Source organism: Enterobacter sp. C4G1, assembly GCF_052886895.1.
The window spans coordinates 597024-613859 of the sequence record NZ_JBQVVV010000001.1; the positions used below are offsets into that span (position 1 = coordinate 597024).

The following is a 16836-nucleotide window of genomic DNA, read 5'->3' on the forward strand; positions in this document are numbered from 1 at the left end:
CTTCGTAATGAATTACGTATGTTCACTCAGAGACTTGGTATTCATTTATCGTCTTGCGACGTTAAGAATCCATGTCACTTTGAGTGCCCACACAGATTGTCTGATAAATTGTTAAAGAGCAGTTGCAACGTGGCTTTCAGCTCACCGTTGCGAGGTGGCGTATATTACGCTTTCCTCTTTCAGAGTCAACCCGTTATTTCAGGATTTTTTCTCTTCAACCGACCGGGTTGTTTGTGAAGTGATTCACATCCGCCGTGTCGATGGAGGCGCATTATAGGGATCCCAGTTTTTAGCACAAGCGTTTTTTAGATCTTTTTTTCTGACTGCTGCTTTTCCACTCTTTTCGCTGAAATCCCACCCGATTTGCTTAAATATTGACGCATTTTGGCCTTGCCTCGATCCATAAATGCGATCAAAGTCTTCTGTGTAGCGTTTATTAACAGAGGTAGATATGTCAGCTGTACTGCGTCCTTATAAAGATCTGTTCCCCCAGAAAGGCGATCGCGTGATGATCGATGCCAGCAGTGTTGTCATCGGCGATGTGCGAATGGCGGATGATGTCAGTATCTGGCCGCTCGTTGCGATCAGGGGAGACGTCAACTATGTTGCGATTGGTGCTCGCACCAATATTCAGGACGGCAGCGTTCTGCATGTAACCCACAAATCTTCGTATAACCCGCAAGGCAATCCTCTTATCGTCGGAGAAGAGGTTACCGTTGGCCATAAGGTGATGCTCCACGGCTGCACGATAGGCAACCGGGTTCTGGTCGGTATGGGTTCAATTCTGCTGGATGGTGTTGTTGTAGAAGATGATGTGATGATTGGCGCCGGCAGCCTGGTCCCGCAAAATAAACGGCTCGAAAGCGGTTATCTCTATTTAGGCAGCCCGGTAAAACAGATCCGCCCCTTAACAGAGGTGGAAATTGAAGGATTAAAATACTCTGCGAACAACTACGTAAAATGGAAGAATGACTATTTAGATCAGGATATCCAGACCCAGCCTTGATCATCTTCCTGCTGATCGCGGATTAAATCGCTGGCTTCCTCTTCAAGGTCCCAGCGATTTTCGCGAAATACGTCGATTGCCTGAGTGCCGCCAAAGCGTTCTAGCAACACATCCCTACTGATTGCGCAGGTTAACTGCATCCCATGTACCAGCACCGGGAAACAAACGGCTTGTTTTTCTTCGTCCCAGATTTCTCGGTCGGGAAAGTGAATGGCCTGATTCACGCGGACAGTTCCTGTTTCAGCTTCTCAATCACAGGCTCGACCGCAGGTAACATACCATGCCAAAGCAACACGGCATGTGCAGCTTGCCCCACCAGCATTCCCAGACCGTCAGCCAGATGTTTCGCTCCATGCTGTTCGCACCAGTTAAGGAAAGGTGTTTTCCCATTCTGGTAGAACATGTCATAGAAAAAGAGATGCGCATTCACCAGCGAAGCAGGGATAGCCGGGACTTCTCCGCCAATACCGCTCGATGTTGCGTTAATCACCAGATCGAACTCATGCCCCGCCAAATCATCCAGCGCGACAGCACTCACGCTGCCTGTATGTGCAAACAATGCGGCTAACTCTTCTGCCCGGGAAAAAGTACGGTTAGTAATGGTAACGGAACAGTCCAGTGATAACAGAGGCAGCAGCACGCCACGTGATGCGCCGCCTGCACCAATCAGCAATATCCGGAAGCCTGGCTTTATAAATGACAACCTTTCCAGATCGCTCAACAGCCCAATCCCGTCGGTGTTATCACCCAGCAGGCGTCCATCCTCAAGCCGTTTAAGCGTATTCACTGCGCCAGCAAGAGAAGCTCGCTCAGTAAGTTCATCCGCTCGCTCGAAAGCCTCTTCTTTAAAAGGGACGGTGACATTCGCCCCTTTACCACCCGCATCAAAAAAGGCATTCAGGGTCGCAACAAACGCATCGACTGGGGCCAGCACCCGGCCATAGGGATGGTCTATCTGTAATTGTTCAGCAAACTGCTGATGAATCAGCGGTGATTTACTGTGCGCAATCGGATTTCCAAAAACGGCATAAGTTTCCATCATATTACCCCTGGCGAAAACGTTCGCCGGTTAAAGCATCGCGGATTTCAGAGGGATTCAGGCGCCCGCCCGTTTCACCAACAGCCACCGGGAAATCATCCCCGAATTGCGCCAGCACTTCTTCAGAAGTCCGGCAAGGTGGCAACCCGGTCAGGTTAGCGCTGGTCGACACCAAAGGTTTACCGAATGCCAGACATAGCTCAACCACCAGCGGATGATCTGTTACGCGAACGGCGAGGGAATCAAAGCGCCCGGTTAGCCAGCGCGGCGTTGTCGGCTGTGCCGGGAAAACAAAGGTCACAGGGCCAGGCCAGGCGGAGAAGATTGTTTCCCGCTGCATTGGCGTCAGCATGGAATCATCAATATAGGGTTTGAGTTGCTCGTAATTTGCTGCAATCAGTATCAGCCCTTTCTCGACAGGCCGTTGTTTCAGCTCAAGCAGACGGCCCACAGCCATTTCGCTGTCAGGATCGCAACCGACCCCAAATACAGCCTCTGTTGGATAAGCGATGACTTCTTCTTTTTTCAGTACGTCCACCGCATACGCAATGGAGCCTGATGGCAGGTTATTATTCACTGGTTTGATCCGCCGCAACCGGCTTTCCACATTGTTTACTGGCGCAGAAACGTTTTATGCCTTGCGCAGTTTTCTTCTCTATTAGTAACGGGTAGTCGCAATGAGGGCAGACTCCCGCTACCGGTTTGAAATTGATAACGAACTGGCATTCAGGATAGCGATCGCAAGAATGGAAGGTCTTACCAAAACGAGAACGACGCTGAACCAACTGCCCATGCTGGCATTGTGGGCACGCGATTGCCGTTTCATCTGGTTTATCAATTTGTTCTGTATGTCCACATTCAGGGTAGTGACTGCATCCGATAAACATGCCGAAGCGGCCTTGTCGCAAAGCTAACTCACCACCGCAGACAGGGCATAACTGCCCCTCCAGAATCTTAACGATATGACCATCCGCCTGGCTTTTCAGGGGACGGACATAATCACATTCCGGATAGTGTGAACAACCGAGAAACGGACCGTGTTTCCCGGACCGAATGACAAGTTCAGCCCCGCACTGCGGGCAGGGCTCATTTTTATGCACCGTGAATAGTGCTGATTTGGCCATAACAACTCTTGGTGCTGCACCTTTGAATCAGTGCAGCATACCTTCATTCACTTCAAAGAGTAATTCTTCCATTTGTTGATAGGCATTTTCACAGCCCGGGATATTAAACAGAACCATCAGAATCACCCACTTGAGGTCTTCCAGTTCGAATTCTGCTGTATCCAGCGCCATAACGCGCTCTATCACCATTTCTCGCGTTTCGAGGTTTAGCACCTGAATCTGCTCAAGGAATAAAATGAATCCCCGGCAGCTGGCATCCAGCCTTTCACACTCTTCAGCTGTATAGATGCGAACAGACAGCGGATCGGAAGCAAGCTGCATCGGTTCGGCAAGGCCTTCCTGATAATCAGCCAGTTTCTCTAACCACATCAACGCATTATAAATATCTTCCCGCTCGAATCCCGCATCGGTAAGATCCCGTGTCAATTTGTCCTGATCCACTCGCATTTCTGCTTCGTTATGGATGTAAGTCTCAAACAAATACATCAGTACGTCGAACATGGCTTGCCCTCCTTAATCGGACATAGCCGCCGGGTACAGCTGCGATCCACCCTGCTAACTCCAGTTCGAGTAGCTGTGCTACCGTTACTGGCACAGGTTGGCCGGCACGTTCAGCGACAACGTCAACAGGTGTTACCTCATCTCCTACGTTAGCCAGGAGCTTGGGAAATGGCAATGCCACCTCCTCCTGATCTGATGAATATTGTCGCTTTTCGGCTTCCCCCTGAAGCCAGTGCAGCCCATATCGCAAATTTTCCAGAATGTCTTCTGTGCTTGTGACAGGCGTTGCGCCCTGCTTTATCAGCCAGTGCGGTCCTTCACATCCAGGATTCCCAACTGGCCCCGGCAACGCAAAAACCTCACGGCCTTGCTCCAGCGCACATCTGGCGGTAACAAGCGAACCGCTACGTAAGGCCGCCTCAACTACAAACACCCCCAGGCTCAACCCGCTTATGATGCGGTTACGACGAGGAAAATTACCGGGCCAGGCAGATGTTGATAAGGAGAACTCAGAAATAACGGCCCCACCGCCCTCAATCAGTTGATCGGCAAGGGAAAGATGCCTGCGCGGATAAATACTGAAAAGGCCATTGCCTAACACCGCAACGCTGCTTCCTTTAACCGCTAGTGCCGCTCGATGAGCAACACCATCAATCCCACAGGCCAGCCCGCTGGTTATCGTGAATCCACATTGCGCCAGCTGCTCGCACAGGAGCTTTCCCCAGCGCTGACCATACCAGGACGGCGAACGGCTCCCCACAACCCCCAGTTGAATACTATTGAGTACTTCAACATGCCCTTTAACGAATATGGCGCCAGGGTAATCCGGTATCATTCGAAGTAATGGTGGATATCGTGGGTCATTCGCGGACAGCAGAAAATGACCTGGCTGTTCGAGCCAAATCAGGCTCCGCTCAAGCTCAGCCTCACCGAGTGCAAAAAAGCGTTCAGCTTGCTTAACCGACAGCCCTGCATCTTTGATAGAAACATTATCAATATTCGTCTGGCGCAACAGGTATACGGCTGCTTCCAGCATCGTATCACCGCACAGTGTTGCCGTGTTTATCAGTCGTAACCATATCTCTGTGGACGTCATCCTTTTCCCTGCCATAAGCAGCCTCCGCAATCATTGCGATTGGTCACTGATGCTGTCAATCGATGGGGGATTTGTCTAGAATAGAGGTAATATTCTTATCAACTCCTGAATACGACTCTGGAAATTTATGGCAGTTTTGCAAGTGTTACATATACCGGACGAGCGCCTTCGCATCGTCGCTGAACCGGTAAAAGAAGTGAATGCAGAAATTCAGCGTATCGTCGATGATATGTTCGATACCATGTACGCCGAAGAAGGCATTGGCCTGGCGGCTACGCAGGTTGACATTCACAAGCGTATTATCGTGATTGACGTCTCTGAAAATCGCGATGGCCGTCTGGTGCTGATCAACCCTGAGCTGCTCGAAAAGAGCGGAGAAACAGGTATCGAGGAAGGCTGTCTGTCCATTCCAGAACAGCGTGCTTTAGTACCACGTGCCGAAAAAGTGAAAATTCGCGCTTTGGATCGTGACGGTAATCCGTTCGAGCTGGAAGCTGACGAACTGCTGGCGATTTGTATTCAACATGAGATGGATCATCTGGTCGGTAAACTGTTTATCGATTATCTCTCGCCACTGAAACAACAGCGTATTCGCCAGAAAGTAGAGAAACTGGATCGTATGCGCTCTCGTGCATAACATCCCGGGATACAAGGAATAACGTGTCTAAATCGCTACGTATTATCTTCGCAGGAACTCCTGATTTTGCAGCGCGCCATCTCGACGCGTTGTTATCTTCTGGCCACCAGGTTGTGGGTGTATTTACTCAACCGGATCGTCCGGCTGGCCGCGGCAAAAAGCTGATGCCGAGCCCGGTAAAAGTACTGGCAGAAGAACACGGACTACCTGTATTCCAGCCCGTATCCTTACGTCCGCAGGAAAATCAGCAACTTGTTGCCGAGCTGAATGCTGACGTCATGGTGGTGGTGGCTTACGGTTTAATTCTGCCAAAAGCTGTTCTTGAAATGCCTCGCCTGGGCTGTGTAAATGTGCACGGCTCTCTGCTGCCTCGCTGGCGCGGCGCTGCACCTATTCAGCGTTCTTTGTGGGCAGGAGATGCAGAAACTGGCGTCACTATCATGAAGATGGACGTAGGTTTAGACACCGGCGACATGTTGTATAAACTCGCCTGCCCGATTACCGCAGAAGACACCAGCGCAACGCTTTACGACAAGCTGGCGGATCTTGGCCCTCTGGGTCTCATCGAGACACTGCAACAGCTTGCGGATAATACGGCGCAGCCTGAAGTTCAGGATGAAGCACTGGTTACCTATGCCGAAAAGTTGAGCAAAGAAGAAGCTCAGATCGACTGGTCATTGTCGGCAGCTCAGCTTGAACGCTGCATTCGTGCATTTAACCCTTGGCCGATGAGCTGGGTAATGATCGATGATCAGCCAGTAAAAGTCTGGAAAGCTTCCGTCATTGAGGGTCACTCAACCGCAGAGCCCGGTACGATCCTCGATGCGAACAAAAAGGGGATCCAGGTTGCAACGGCGGAAGGTATTTTGAACCTTGAGTCGCTCCAGCCTGCGGGTAAGAAAGCGATGAGTGCCCAGGATCTGTTAAATTCCCGTCGCGAATGGTTTATCCCCGGCAAACGTCTTGCCTGAGAAAATTTATCCTTAAGGCCCGGTGTTTCCGGGCATTTTTATTTTTACGGCTATGAAAAAACAAAATCTACGCAGTATGGCGGCGCAGGCCGTCGAACAAGTGGTTGAGCAAGGGCAGTCGCTGAGCAATGTACTGCCACCGCTTCAACAAAAGGTATCGGATAAAGACAAAGCGCTACTTCAGGAGCTGTGCTTTGGTGTCCTGCGCACCCTTTCCCAGCTCGAGTGGCTGATTAACAAGCTGATGTCACGCCCGATGACAGGAAAGCAGCGCACCGTGCATTACCTGATTATGGTTGGATTCTACCAGCTGCTTCATACCCGAATTCCCCCTCATGCTGCGCTTGCAGAAACGGTAGAAGGCGCCGTTGCCATTAAACGCCCGCAGCTGAAAGGATTGATCAACGGGGTGCTACGCCAGTTCCAGCGCCAGCAAGAAGCATTGCTGGCTGAATTTGCCCAGACCGAGAATCAGTTCCTTCACCCGTCATGGCTGCTTAATCGTCTTAAAAAAGCGTATCCGCAGCAGTGGCAGGACATCGCCGGGGCCAATAACCAACGTCCTCCGATGTGGTTACGCGTCAACCGTATTCATCATACCCGCGATGCGTGGCTTGCCCTGCTGGAAGAATCTGGTATGAACGGATTTACGCATGATGCCTATCCTGATGCTGTACGTTTAGCAACCCCGGCGCCAGTACATGCATTACCGGGTTTTGAAGAGGGATGGGTGACGGTTCAGGATGCCTCAGCTCAGGGCTGCATGACATGGCTTGAACCCAAAAATGGCGAGCAGATCCTCGATCTTTGTGCGGCCCCCGGGGGTAAAACGACACATATTCTCGAAGTTGCCCCGCAAGCCAGCGTAATGGCTGTTGATGTCGACGAGCAGCGTCTTTCTCGCGTCTATGACAACCTGAAACGTTTAGGGTTAAAGGCGCAGGTCAAACAGGGTGACGGACGTAAGCCTGCTGAATGGTGTGGTGATACACAATTTGACCGTATCTTGCTGGATGCACCTTGTTCAGCTACCGGCGTGATCCGCCGCCACCCGGACATCAAGTGGCTACGTCGCGATCGTGATATCAACGAACTTGCTCAGCTGCAAGCTGAAATTCTCGATGCAGTTTGGCCACATCTTAAATCTGGGGGGACACTGGTTTATGCAACCTGTTCAGTTCTTCCAGAAGAAAACTGTCAGCAGATCGCGGCATTCCTGAAACGTACCCCAACTGCTTCACTGCATGGAACAGGTACACCAGAGCGCCCTGGTTTGCAAAACCTGCCAGGTGCTGAAGAAGGCGATGGATTCTTTTACGCTAAGCTAATCAAAGAGTGATGTGAGAACAGGCCGCAAGATATGAAGATAATCATTCTGGGTGCAGGACAGGTCGGTGGAACACTGGCCGAAAACCTTGTTGGTGAGAACAACGATATCACTATTGTCGATACCAATGGCGATCGACTGCGCGTTTTGCAGGATAAGTTTGACCTTCGGGTTGTACAAGGCCACGGTTCACACCCACGAGTACTTCGCGAAGCCGGTGCAGACGATGCCGATATGCTGGTCGCGGTGACCAGTTCTGACGAAACCAATATGGTTGCGTGCCAGGTTGCTTACTCACTTTTCAACACGCCAAACAGGATTGCTCGCATCCGTTCCCCGGATTATGTCCGTGACGCTGAAAAGCTGTTTAATTCTGAAGCGGTTCCGATTGACCATCTTATTGCGCCAGAACAATTGGTTATCGACAACATTTACCGTCTAATCGAATACCCGGGCGCACTCCAGGTCGTGAACTTCGCCGAAGGAAAAGTGAGCCTAGCCGTAGTTAAAGCTTATTACGGTGGTCCACTGATTGGTAACGCCCTGTCGACCATGCGCGAACATATGCCGCATATCGATACCCGTGTCGCAGCCATTTTCCGTCACGACAGGCCCATTCGTCCGCAAGGTTCGACTATTGTCGAAGCCGGTGACGAGGTCTTCTTTATTGCCGCTTCTCAGCATATCCGTGCGGTAATGAGTGAGCTTCAGCGTCTCGAAAAGCCGTACAAACGCATTATGCTGGTCGGCGGTGGTAATATCGGCGCGGGCCTGGCGCGTCGGCTGGAAAAAGACTATAGCGTGAAGTTGATCGAGCGCGATCAACAACGTGCGTCTGAGCTCGCTGAAAAATTACAGAACACGATCGTGTTTTATGGTGATGCGTCGGATCAAGAGTTGCTGGCCGAAGAACATATTGATCAAGTCGATCTGTTTATTGCCGTCACCAACGATGATGAAGCGAATATCATGTCGGCGATGCTCGCAAAACGGATGGGAGCCAAAAAGGTGATGGTGCTTATTCAGCGCCGCGCCTACGTAGACCTGGTCCAGGGTAGTGTCATTGATATTGCGATTTCGCCGCAACAGGCCACTATTTCTGCACTGCTAAGCCACGTTCGTAAGGCCGACATCGTTGGTGTTTCGTCTCTTCGTCGCGGTGTCGCTGAGGCTATCGAAGCCGTTGCACACGGTGATGAAACAACCTCCCGCGTGGTAGGCAGGGCGATTGATGAAATTAAACTACCGCCAGGCACCATAATTGGGGCGGTGGTGCGTGGTAATGATGTCATGATCGCCAATGATAATTTGCGTATCGAGCAAGGTGACCATGTCATTATGTTCCTTACCGATAAAAAATTTATTACCGACGTCGAACGTTTATTCCAGCCAAGTCCATTCTTCCTGTAATGATTGGGGTGCTCTTAAAAGGGCACCCCAAAATTAACCCTCTCATTAATATGCCATTAATTTTTCATAACGATTATTTATCACCAATGGAAATTAGCTAATCATTTGTTAAACTTATAATCGTCAGCTGGCTCAAGGAGAACATAATGAGTTTTATTAAAGAGTTTCGCGAATTTGCGATGCGCGGGAATGTGGTGGATTTGGCTGTGGGTGTCATTATTGGTGCGGCGTTCGGTAAGATCGTTTCATCACTGGTAGCCGACATTATTATGCCACCTTTAGGGTTGTTAATCGGGGGCATTGATTTTAAACAGTTCGCGGTTACGCTGCGGGATGCACAAGGTGATGTCCCTGCGGTTGTGATGCACTACGGTGTGTTCATCCAGAACATCTTCGATTTTGTGATTGTCGCGTTTGCTATTTTTATGGCGATCAAGCTTATCAACAAGCTTAACCGCAAAAAAGAAGAGCCGGCAGCAGCACCTGCACCAACCAAAGAAGAAGTACTGTTGACCGAAATCCGCGACCTGTTAAAAGAACAAAATAACCGTTCTTAATCAGAAGCAAAAAACAGGAAGGCCAGTGGTAAAAAAGCAATTTGCTCTCTTGCCACTGGCCTCCCAGTTACCCCGATTTCCATGTTTGCCCTTACGCAGATAACTTCCTTTCCCCTTTTTATTCTTCTCTACCCGCTGCCGGAAAAGTGGATCATGGAGCAGGGCTTCGATGGCATTGTCTTTAATTTGCCCCTTCGTATGCTGATAGCGACTCATAATTTCTCCTGAGTATGGTTTAAGTCGACCGGAGTCTAGACCTGGACGTACTAAAAATCAACACCCCTGTGTTTCTCCACTTGCTCCCTGCTCGAGTGCTTCAAGGATTGAGCAATAGACGCTGCTATGGGCCGTACCACAGCAGGCATCATTCAGGCGCTGTAGTGACCGCTGCATCGTCTGAAGCTCCTGGATCCGCGCTTCTACTTCATCCAGTCTGGCCTGAACAATGCTCTTCGACTCCTGGCAAGTATGATGTGCCGGATCTATGCGGATCGATAGAAGCTCGCGGATGGATTCAAGGGTAAAACCAAGCTGGCGTGCGTAACGTATAAACCGGAGGCGCTGTAGGTCATTATCGGTATAAAGACGAAACCCACCTTCCGTGCGCACCTCATGGTCAATCATCTGCTGCTTTTCGTAATAACGAATGGTGTCGGGTGTTACGTTTGCAAGCTTTGCGAGTTCACCAATACGATACATAACTACTCCTCCTTCATTTTGTGCATCAGCCGTTCACAATACTCGCCATGCAGAAAATCTGTATTCATTCCAGCCTGGCGCAGTTTCAATTCGATCAATGCCAGACGACGGCTAATTTCTGGATGCCGGGGATCGTCCTTGCGAATGCCTTTCAACAGATCAACAAGTTCTACAGCCTCTTTACGCTGCGCAAGCTCCGGGGGTAAGCAACCGGCATTTTTCAGTAAGCGATAGCCAGAACGTAACTCAGGCGCGACATGAGAATCGTCATCCAGCGCAATCGGAGCACCGGCACCGGGGAGATTGTCGAACTCACCTTTTCTTAGGGCATCGCAAATATGGCGTTCTGCCCACTGGTCGAGCAACCACATAACGGACTCCAGGGGATGAACAGAAAAGATACAGTTATTGTAGAGAAGTGGGGATTCTGCGGATATAAAAAAACCCGCCGAAGCGGGTCTTTTTACGTTACTACAGATTACTCTGCAGCAGCTTCTGCTTTCGATTCAGAACGATCAACCAGCTCGATGTAAGCCATCGGAGCGTTGTCGCCTGCACGGAAGCCACACTTCAGAATACGAGTGTAACCACCTGCACGGCTCGCGAAACGCGGGCCCAGTTCGTTAAACAGTTTTGCCACGATCTCGTTATCACGAGTACGGGCGAATGCCAGACGACGATTAGCAACGCTGTCAGTCTTGGCAAGAGTAATCAGCGGCTCAACTACGCGACGCAGCTCTTTCGCTTTAGGCAGGGTCGTCTTGATGATCTCATGACGAACCAGTGAACCTGCCATGTTGCGGAACATAGCCTGGCGATGGCTGCTGTTGCGGTTCAGTTGACGACCACTCTTACGATGGCGCATGACCTTATCCTTCTCAGTAAAACCTTAACCTGTGATCCGGTTACTCGTCAGCAATGCTTGCCGGTGGCCAGTTTTCCAGGCGCATGCCCAGAGACAGACCACGTGAAGCCAGCACGTCTTTAATCTCAGTAAGAGATTTTTTACCCAGGTTCGGCGTTTTCAGCAACTCAACCTCGGTACGCTGTACCAGATCACCGATATAGTGGATAGCTTCTGCCTTAAGGCAGTTAGCAGAGCGGACAGTCAATTCGAGATCGTCAACAGGGCGCAGCAGGATCGGATCGAATTCTGGTTTCTCTTCTTTAACTTCCGGCTGACGAACATCACGTAAGTCAACGAAAGCTTCAAGTTGTTCTGCCAGGATGGTTGCCGCACGACGAATCGCCTCTTCAGGATCGATTGTGCCGTTGGTTTCCATTTCGATGACCAGCTTGTCCAGGTCGGTACGCTGTTCTACACGCGCTGCTTCAACATTGTAGGCAATACGCTCTACAGGGCTGTAACATGCGTCGACCAGCAGACGGCCGATTGGGCGCTCATCTTCTTCCGAATGAATTCGGGCAGAAGCCGGCACATAACCACGACCGCGCTGAACTTTGATACGCATGCTAATAGCTGCGTTCTCATCGGTCAGGTGGCAGATCACGTGCTGCGGCTTGACGATTTCAACATCACCGTCGTGGGTGATGTCGGCTGCAGTCACAGGGCCAATGCCAGATTTATTCAGAGTAAGAATAACTTCATCTTTACCCTGAACTCTCACCGCCAGCCCTTTCAGGTTGAGCAGGATTTCAAGGATATCTTCCTGAACGCCTTCTTTGGTGCTGTACTCATGAAGTACACCATCAATCTCAACCTCGGTCACCGCGCAACCCGGCATCGATGAGAGCAGAATACGGCGCAGTGCGTTACCCAGAGTATGGCCAAAGCCACGCTCTAAAGGCTCAAGGGTCACCTTGGCGTGCGTCGAACTCACTTGCTCGATATCTACCAGGCGCGGTTTTAGAAACTCTGTCACAGAACCCTGCATTGTGTCCTCTCTTTGGTACTAAGCTTTACTTGGAGTAAAGCTCGACGATCAGGTGTTCGTTAATGTCCGCAGACAGATCAGAACGTTCTGGCTGACGCTTGAACGTACCTTCCATCTTGCCAGCATCAACTTCCAGCCAGGTTGGCTTTTCACGCTGCTCAGCCAGCTCCAGAGCGGCCTTCACGCGAGATTGCTTTTTCGCTTTCTCACGAATGCTAACAACGTCATTCGCTTTAACCTGATAAGAAGCGATGTTAACAACACGACCGTTTACCATGATTGCTTTGTGGCTAACCAGCTGACGTGATTCAGCACGAGTAGCGCCGAAGCCCATACGGTATACAACGTTGTCCAGACGACCTTCCAGCAGAGCCAGCAGGTTTTCACCTGTGTTGCCTTTCAGACGTGCTGCTTCTTTATAATAGTTACGGAACTGACGCTCCAGCACACCGTACATACGGCGAACTTTTTGCTTTTCACGCAACTGCACACCATAGTCAGACAGACGCGGTTTACGCGCACCGTGCTGGCCAGGAGCTTGTTCAATTTTACACTTGGTATCGATCGCGCGAACGCCAGACTTAAGGAATAAGTCGGTGCCCTCACGACGGCTCAGCTTGAGCTTAGGACCCAAATATCTTGCCATTTTCTATCTCCAACTAACCTAAAAAACGAGCGTTATACGCGACGTTTTTTCGGCGGACGACAACCGTTATGAGGGATCGGAGTCACATCAGTAATATTAGTGATGCGGAAACCAGCGGCGTTCAGAGCGCGAACGGTAGATTCACGACCCGGACCCGGACCTTTAACCATAACTTCCAGATTCTTGATGCCGTATTCTTTTACGGCTTCAGCGCAACGCTCTGCTGCAACCTGAGCTGCGAACGGAGTGGATTTGCGTGAACCACGGAAACCGGAACCACCGGCTGTTGCCCAACCCAATGCGTTACCCTGACGATCAGTAATAGTAACGATGGTGTTGTTGAAAGAAGCATGGATATGAGCCACGCCGTCAGAGACTTGTTTTCTTACACGCTTACGTGCACGAACTGGTGCCTTTGCCATTATTCAATCACCCCGATTATTTCTTGATCGGTTTGCGCGGACCCTTACGGGTACGTGCGTTGGTCTTAGTACGCTGACCGCGCACTGGCAGACCACGACGATGACGCAAACCGCGATAGCAACCAAGATCCATAAGGCGCTTGATGCTCATGCTAACTTCACGGCGCAGATCACCTTCAACGACAAATTTGGCAACTTCGTCACGCAGCGTGTCGATTTGTTCTTCAGACAGCTCACTGATCTTAACATCTTCAGCGATACCCGCTGCAGCCAGAATGGCTTTAGAACGGGTCTTGCCGACGCCGTAGATCGAAGTTAATGCGATCACAGCATGTTTCTGATCAGGAATGTTAATGCCTGCTATACGGGCCACTATGCACTCCTACTATTTAATATGTACGCACCATGCTGAAAAGCCCGTTTTCAGGATACTCAAATGGATACGTACAGACATACAAAAGATTGGCTGGCTAATCTAGCCAGCTCAACCCAACTTTGCAAGAAAAATATGCGAAATAATCAGCCTTGGCGCTGTTTATGCTTCGGCTCGGCACTGCAAATCACGCGGATGACGCCATCACGCTTAACGATTTTGCAGTTACGGCATAATTTCTTGACGGAAGCACGAACTTTCATTTTTACTCTCCGTAACTTCTCAGGCGACCAATTAGCGGCCGTAGCCTTTCAGGTTCGCCTTCTTCAATGCAGACTCATACTGACTGGACATCATCAGAGTTTGCACTTGAGCCATAAAGTCCATAATCACGACAACAACGATAAGCAGTGAAGTCCCACCGAAGTAGAACGGTACTTTCATTGCATCACGCATGAACTCCGGGATCAGGCAGATAAAAGTAATATAAAGCGCACCAACCAAAGTCAGGCGAGTCATTACTTTATCGATATACTTCGCCGTTTGCTCTCCCGGACGAATTCCTGGTACAAATGCACCGGACTTCTTCAGGTTATCTGCTGTTTCACGCGGGTTGAAGACCAACGCCGTGTAGAAGAAACAGAAGAAGATGATCGCAGACGCATAGAGTAACACATAAAGTGGTTGCCCAGGCTGCAAATACAGCGAAATTGTTGTCAGCCAGTTCCAACCAGTCCCGCCCCCGAACCATGACGCGATGGTCGCCGGGAACAGAATAATACTGGAAGCGAAGATTGCCGGGATTACCCCCGCCATATTCACTTTCAGCGGTAAATGTGTGCTCTGTGCAGCATAGACACGACGACCCTGTTGACGCTTAGCGTAGTTCACCACAATGCGGCGTTGACCACGTTCAACGAAGACAACAAAGAACGTCACTGCAAATACTAATACTGCAACCAACAGCAACAGGAGGAAGTGCAGGTCGCCTTGACGCGCTTGCTCGATAGTGTGGGCAATGGCTGGCGGGAGTCCCGCAACAATGCCGGCGAAGATAATGATTGAGATACCGTTACCGATACCACGTTCAGTAATCTGTTCGCCGAGCCACATCAGGAACATGGTTCCTGTGACCAGACTTACAACAGCGGTGAAGTAGAATGCAAAGCCTGGATTAATCACCAGGCCCTGCATACCAGGCATATTCGGCAGACCGGTAGCAATACCGATAGACTGGAATATAGCCAGCACCAGAGTGCCGTAACGGGTGTACTGACTGATCTTACGACGTCCGGACTCCCCTTCTTTCTTCAACTCTGCCAGGGCTGGATGAACAACCGTCAGCAGCTGGATAATAATGGATGCCGAAATGTACGGCATAATACCCAGAGCAAAGATAGAAGCACGGCTGAGAGCACCACCAGAGAACATGTTGAACATCTCAATGATGGTGCCTCGCTGTTGCTCAAGCAGTTTGGCAAGTACAGCGGCATCGATACCAGGGATCGGAATAAAAGAGCCAATACGGAAAACAATCAGCGCGCCGATAACAAACAGCAGTCTGCGTTTCAGCTCGCCAAAACCACCTTTGGCACTTTGAAAATCTAATCCCGGTTGCTTAGCCATCTGCTACTTATTCCTCAATTTTACCGCCAGCAGCTTCGATAGCAGCACGAGCACCTTTAGTCACACGCAGGCCACGAACAGTTACCGGAGTAGAAACTTCACCAGCCAGGATCACTTTCGCGAACTCGATCTGGATACCGATAATGTTAGCTGCTTTCAGCGTGTTCAGGTCCACAACGCCGCCTTCAACTTTCGCCAGGTCAGACAGACGGATTTCCGCTGTGATCGCTGCTTTGCGAGAGGTGAAGCCGAACTTCGGCAGACGACGGTACAGTGGCATCTGACCACCCTCGAAACCGCGACGTACGCCACCGCCAGAACGAGAGTTCTGACCTTTGTGACCACGACCACCGGTTTTACCGAGGCCAGAACCGATACCACGACCCAGGCGTTTACCCGCCTTTTTAGAGCCTTCGGCCGGAGACAGAGTATTTAAACGCATCTCTTACTCCTCAACTTTAACCATGAAGTAAACCGCGTTGACCATACCGCGAACAGCAGGAGTATCCTCGCGCTCAACAGTATGACCAATACGACGCAGACCCAGGCCAAGCAGCGTTGCCTTGTGTTTCGGCAGACGACCGATTGCACTGCGGGTTTGAGTGATTTTAATAGTCTTTGCCATGGTCAATTACCCCAGAATTTCTTCAACGGATTTACCACGCTTGGCAGCGACCATTTCTGGAGAATTCATATTTTCCAGGCCATCAATAGTTGCACGAACCACGTTAATCGGGTTGGTGGAACCATATGCTTTAGCCAGAACGTTATGAACCCCAGCAACTTCCAGAACGGCGCGCATTGCACCACCGGCGATGATACCGGTACCTTCGGAAGCTGGCTGCATGAATACACGAGAACCCGTGTGAACACCTTTAACAGGGTGTTGCAGGGTGCCGTGGTTCAGCGCGACGTTAATCATATTGCGACGGGCTTTTTCCATCGCTTTCTGGATCGCTGCTGGAACTTCACGCGCTTTACCGTAACCAAAACCAACGCGACCGTTACCATCACCAACTACAGTCAGAGCTGTGAAGGAGAAAATACGACCACCTTTAACGGTTTTAGATACGCGGTTAACCGCGATCAGCTTTTCCTGCAGTTCGCCAGCCTGTTTTTCGATGTGAGCCATCTTACACCTCTACCTTAGAACTGAAGGCCAGCTTCACGGGCAGCATCTGCCAGTGCCTGGACACGACCATGATATTGGAACCCGGAACGGTCAAAGGAAACATTGCTGATGCCTTTTTCCAGAGCGCGTTCTGCAACAGCTTTACCTACAGCTGCAGCGGCGTCTTTGTTACCGGTGTACTTCAATTGTTCTGCAATAGCTTTTTCTACAGTAGAAGCAGCTACCAGAACTTCAGAACCGTTCGGTGCAATTACCTGTGCGTAAATATGACGCGGGGTACGATGTACCACCAGGCGAGTTGCACCCAGCTCTTTGAGCTTGCGGCGTGCGCGGGTCGCACGACGGATACGAGCAGATTTCTTATCCATAGTGTTA

26 protein-coding genes are annotated in these 16836 nt (G+C 50.4%); 6 read left to right on the forward strand and 20 right to left on the reverse strand.

The window, feature by feature from the left end; translation table 11 throughout:
• The first annotated feature begins 451 nt into the window (after positions 1-451).
• A complete protein-coding gene (locus ACT9TW_RS02835; protein WP_446491614.1) occupies positions 452-1006 on the forward strand; it encodes a gamma carbonic anhydrase family protein in 555 nt (184 codons plus the stop codon).
• On the opposite strand, the gene ACT9TW_RS02840 is transcribed toward ACT9TW_RS02835, so the two are convergent.
• Genes ACT9TW_RS02840 through dprA form a run of 6 tightly spaced genes read right to left on the reverse strand, consistent with a single transcriptional unit; the run spans position 982 to position 4766 of the window.
• A complete protein-coding gene (locus ACT9TW_RS02840; RefSeq protein ID WP_446491615.1) occupies positions 982-1230 on the reverse strand; it encodes a DUF1488 domain-containing protein in 249 nt (82 codons plus the stop codon). The genes ACT9TW_RS02835 and ACT9TW_RS02840 overlap by 25 nt on opposite strands.
• The gene (aroE, locus tag ACT9TW_RS02845) at positions 1227-2045 is read right to left on the reverse strand and encodes a shikimate dehydrogenase (RefSeq protein ID WP_446492672.1); all 819 of its coding nucleotides are present in this window, start codon (positions 2043-2045) and stop codon (positions 1227-1229) included. Before aroE ends, ACT9TW_RS02840 begins: the two co-directional genes overlap by 4 nt.
• A 4-nt stretch (positions 2046-2049) precedes the next feature.
• The gene (tsaC, locus tag ACT9TW_RS02850; protein ID WP_446491616.1) at positions 2050-2622 is read right to left on the reverse strand and encodes an L-threonylcarbamoyladenylate synthase type 1 TsaC; all 573 of its coding nucleotides are present in this window, start codon (positions 2620-2622) and stop codon (positions 2050-2052) included.
• Positions 2615-3169 (reverse strand): DNA topoisomerase family protein, encoded by a 555-nt coding sequence (locus ACT9TW_RS02855; protein ID WP_182062738.1) that lies wholly within the window; start codon positions 3167-3169, stop codon positions 2615-2617. The genes tsaC and ACT9TW_RS02855 overlap by 8 nt, the downstream gene beginning before the upstream one ends.
• Positions 3170-3196: 27 nt before the next feature.
• Positions 3197-3670 carry a DUF494 family protein Smg gene (gene smg / locus ACT9TW_RS02860; protein ID WP_014072048.1) on the reverse strand — a complete coding sequence of 158 codons (474 nt, stop codon included), beginning with the start codon at positions 3668-3670 and terminating at the stop codon, positions 3197-3199.
• Positions 3642-4766: a DNA-protecting protein DprA gene (dprA, locus tag ACT9TW_RS02865; RefSeq protein ID WP_446491617.1), complete on the reverse strand. Its 1125-nt coding sequence runs from the start codon at positions 4764-4766 to the stop codon at positions 3642-3644. The genes smg and dprA overlap by 29 nt, the downstream gene beginning before the upstream one ends.
• Positions 4767-4893: 127 nt before the next feature.
• Here dprA and def point away from each other — a divergent pair, with 127 nt between their 5' ends.
• The 5 genes from def to mscL all read left to right on the forward strand — a co-directional run bounded on the left by def (position 4894) and on the right by mscL (position 9668).
• On the forward strand, positions 4894-5403 hold the full coding sequence (gene def / locus ACT9TW_RS02870; protein ID WP_014072050.1) for a peptide deformylase: 510 nt from the start codon (positions 4894-4896) through the stop codon (positions 5401-5403).
• Positions 5404-5426: 23 nt separating this feature from the next.
• A complete protein-coding gene (fmt, locus tag ACT9TW_RS02875; protein WP_446491618.1) occupies positions 5427-6374 on the forward strand; it encodes a methionyl-tRNA formyltransferase in 948 nt (315 codons plus the stop codon).
• Positions 6375-6426: 52 nt separating this feature from the next.
• On the forward strand, positions 6427-7713 hold the full coding sequence (rsmB, locus tag ACT9TW_RS02880; protein WP_446491619.1) for a 16S rRNA (cytosine(967)-C(5))-methyltransferase RsmB: 1287 nt from the start codon (positions 6427-6429) through the stop codon (positions 7711-7713).
• Between the two features lie 21 nt (positions 7714-7734).
• On the forward strand, positions 7735-9111 hold the full coding sequence (gene trkA, locus ACT9TW_RS02885; protein ID WP_013099016.1) for a Trk system potassium transporter TrkA: 1377 nt from the start codon (positions 7735-7737) through the stop codon (positions 9109-9111).
• Between the two features lie 146 nt (positions 9112-9257).
• Positions 9258-9668, forward strand: coding sequence for a large-conductance mechanosensitive channel protein MscL (gene mscL, locus ACT9TW_RS02890; RefSeq protein ID WP_014072054.1), 411 nt, complete (start codon positions 9258-9260; stop codon positions 9666-9668).
• On the opposite strand, the gene ACT9TW_RS02895 is transcribed toward mscL, so the two are convergent.
• The 14 genes from ACT9TW_RS02895 to rplR form a co-directional block, all read right to left on the reverse strand.
• Positions 9669-9884 (reverse strand): alternative ribosome-rescue factor A, encoded by a 216-nt coding sequence (locus ACT9TW_RS02895; protein ID WP_182062744.1) that lies wholly within the window; start codon positions 9882-9884, stop codon positions 9669-9671.
• Between the two features lie 57 nt (positions 9885-9941).
• Positions 9942-10367, reverse strand: a complete 426-nt coding sequence (gene zntR, locus ACT9TW_RS02900; protein ID WP_446491620.1) for a Zn(2+)-responsive transcriptional regulator — start codon at positions 10365-10367, stop codon at positions 9942-9944.
• A 2-nt stretch (positions 10368-10369) separates the two neighbouring features.
• Positions 10370-10738 carry a DnaJ family domain-containing protein gene (locus ACT9TW_RS02905; protein WP_446491621.1) on the reverse strand — a complete coding sequence of 123 codons (369 nt, stop codon included), beginning with the start codon at positions 10736-10738 and terminating at the stop codon, positions 10370-10372.
• A 107-nt stretch (positions 10739-10845) separates the two neighbouring features.
• The gene (gene rplQ, locus ACT9TW_RS02910) at positions 10846-11232 is read right to left on the reverse strand and encodes a 50S ribosomal protein L17 (protein WP_001216372.1); all 387 of its coding nucleotides are present in this window, start codon (positions 11230-11232) and stop codon (positions 10846-10848) included.
• Between the two features lie 40 nt (positions 11233-11272).
• Positions 11273-12262, reverse strand: a complete 990-nt coding sequence (locus ACT9TW_RS02915; protein ID WP_002919219.1) for a DNA-directed RNA polymerase subunit alpha — start codon at positions 12260-12262, stop codon at positions 11273-11275.
• 25 nt (positions 12263-12287) lie between these two features.
• Positions 12288-12908, reverse strand: a complete 621-nt coding sequence (rpsD, locus tag ACT9TW_RS02920; protein ID WP_004868345.1) for a 30S ribosomal protein S4 — start codon at positions 12906-12908, stop codon at positions 12288-12290.
• A gap of 32 nt (positions 12909-12940) precedes the next feature.
• Entirely contained in the window at positions 12941-13330 is a 390-nt protein-coding gene (gene rpsK, locus ACT9TW_RS02925) for a 30S ribosomal protein S11 (RefSeq protein ID WP_003863312.1), read from the reverse strand.
• Between the two features lie 16 nt (positions 13331-13346).
• The gene (gene rpsM, locus ACT9TW_RS02930; RefSeq protein WP_003031135.1) at positions 13347-13703 is read right to left on the reverse strand and encodes a 30S ribosomal protein S13; all 357 of its coding nucleotides are present in this window, start codon (positions 13701-13703) and stop codon (positions 13347-13349) included.
• Between the two features lie 146 nt (positions 13704-13849).
• A complete protein-coding gene (gene rpmJ, locus ACT9TW_RS02935) occupies positions 13850-13966 on the reverse strand; it encodes a 50S ribosomal protein L36 (protein WP_000868187.1) in 117 nt (38 codons plus the stop codon).
• A 31-nt stretch (positions 13967-13997) separates the two neighbouring features.
• Positions 13998-15329, reverse strand: a complete 1332-nt coding sequence (secY, locus tag ACT9TW_RS02940) for a preprotein translocase subunit SecY (protein WP_061706985.1) — start codon at positions 15327-15329, stop codon at positions 13998-14000.
• 7 nt (positions 15330-15336) lie between these two features.
• Complete coding sequence (gene rplO / locus ACT9TW_RS02945; protein WP_003863304.1) at positions 15337-15771, reverse strand: 50S ribosomal protein L15; 435 nt, start codon at positions 15769-15771, stop codon at positions 15337-15339.
• A gap of 3 nt (positions 15772-15774) precedes the next feature.
• Complete coding sequence (rpmD, locus tag ACT9TW_RS02950) at positions 15775-15954, reverse strand: 50S ribosomal protein L30 (protein WP_003863301.1); 180 nt, start codon at positions 15952-15954, stop codon at positions 15775-15777.
• Between the two features lie 6 nt (positions 15955-15960).
• Complete coding sequence (gene rpsE, locus ACT9TW_RS02955; RefSeq protein WP_002438697.1) at positions 15961-16461, reverse strand: 30S ribosomal protein S5; 501 nt, start codon at positions 16459-16461, stop codon at positions 15961-15963.
• A gap of 14 nt (positions 16462-16475) precedes the next feature.
• Positions 16476-16829, reverse strand: coding sequence for a 50S ribosomal protein L18 (rplR, locus tag ACT9TW_RS02960; RefSeq protein ID WP_013099023.1), 354 nt, complete (start codon positions 16827-16829; stop codon positions 16476-16478).
• Positions 16830-16836 lie beyond the last annotated feature (7 nt).

Excerpts from the sequence above, each read along its gene's own strand:
- aroE (WP_446492672.1), bottom strand. The coding sequence starts at position 2,045 with ATGGAAACTTATGCCGTTTTTGGAAATCCGATTGCGCACAGTAAATCA.
- ACT9TW_RS02855 (WP_182062738.1), bottom strand. The coding sequence starts at position 3,169 with ATGGCCAAATCAGCACTATTCACGGTGCATAAAAATGAGCCCTGCCCG.
- rpsK (WP_003863312.1), bottom strand. The coding sequence starts at position 13,330 with ATGGCAAAGGCACCAGTTCGTGCACGTAAGCGTGTAAGAAAACAAGTC.
- rpmD (WP_003863301.1), bottom strand. The coding sequence starts at position 15,954 with ATGGCAAAGACTATTAAAATCACTCAAACCCGCAGTGCAATCGGTCGT.
- rplQ (WP_001216372.1), bottom strand. The coding sequence starts at position 11,232 with ATGCGCCATCGTAAGAGTGGTCGTCAACTGAACCGCAACAGCAGCCAT.
- rpsE (WP_002438697.1), bottom strand. The coding sequence starts at position 16,461 with ATGGCTCACATCGAAAAACAGGCTGGCGAACTGCAGGAAAAGCTGATC.
- rpsD (WP_004868345.1), bottom strand. The coding sequence starts at position 12,908 with ATGGCAAGATATTTGGGTCCTAAGCTCAAGCTGAGCCGTCGTGAGGGC.
- def (WP_014072050.1), top strand. The coding sequence starts at position 4,894 with ATGGCAGTTTTGCAAGTGTTACATATACCGGACGAGCGCCTTCGCATC.
- dprA (WP_446491617.1), bottom strand. The coding sequence starts at position 4,766 with ATGACGTCCACAGAGATATGGTTACGACTGATAAACACGGCAACACTG.
- secY (WP_061706985.1), bottom strand. The coding sequence starts at position 15,329 with ATGGCTAAGCAACCGGGATTAGATTTTCAAAGTGCCAAAGGTGGTTTT.
- ACT9TW_RS02905 (WP_446491621.1), bottom strand. The coding sequence starts at position 10,738 with ATGTGGTTGCTCGACCAGTGGGCAGAACGCCATATTTGCGATGCCCTA.
- ACT9TW_RS02915 (WP_002919219.1), bottom strand. The coding sequence starts at position 12,262 with ATGCAGGGTTCTGTGACAGAGTTTCTAAAACCGCGCCTGGTAGATATC.
- rplO (WP_003863304.1), bottom strand. The coding sequence starts at position 15,771 with ATGCGTTTAAATACTCTGTCTCCGGCCGAAGGCTCTAAAAAGGCGGGT.
- rplR (WP_013099023.1), bottom strand. The coding sequence starts at position 16,829 with ATGGATAAGAAATCTGCTCGTATCCGTCGTGCGACCCGCGCACGCCGC.
- rpmJ (WP_000868187.1), bottom strand. The coding sequence starts at position 13,966 with ATGAAAGTTCGTGCTTCCGTCAAGAAATTATGCCGTAACTGCAAAATC.
- smg (WP_014072048.1), bottom strand. The coding sequence starts at position 3,670 with ATGTTCGACGTACTGATGTATTTGTTTGAGACTTACATCCATAACGAA.
- ACT9TW_RS02835 (WP_446491614.1), top strand. The coding sequence starts at position 452 with ATGTCAGCTGTACTGCGTCCTTATAAAGATCTGTTCCCCCAGAAAGGC.
- rsmB (WP_446491619.1), top strand. The coding sequence starts at position 6,427 with ATGAAAAAACAAAATCTACGCAGTATGGCGGCGCAGGCCGTCGAACAA.
- zntR (WP_446491620.1), bottom strand. The coding sequence starts at position 10,367 with ATGTATCGTATTGGTGAACTCGCAAAGCTTGCAAACGTAACACCCGAC.
- mscL (WP_014072054.1), top strand. The coding sequence starts at position 9,258 with ATGAGTTTTATTAAAGAGTTTCGCGAATTTGCGATGCGCGGGAATGTG.
- trkA (WP_013099016.1), top strand. The coding sequence starts at position 7,735 with ATGAAGATAATCATTCTGGGTGCAGGACAGGTCGGTGGAACACTGGCC.
- ACT9TW_RS02895 (WP_182062744.1), bottom strand. The coding sequence starts at position 9,884 with ATGAGTCGCTATCAGCATACGAAGGGGCAAATTAAAGACAATGCCATC.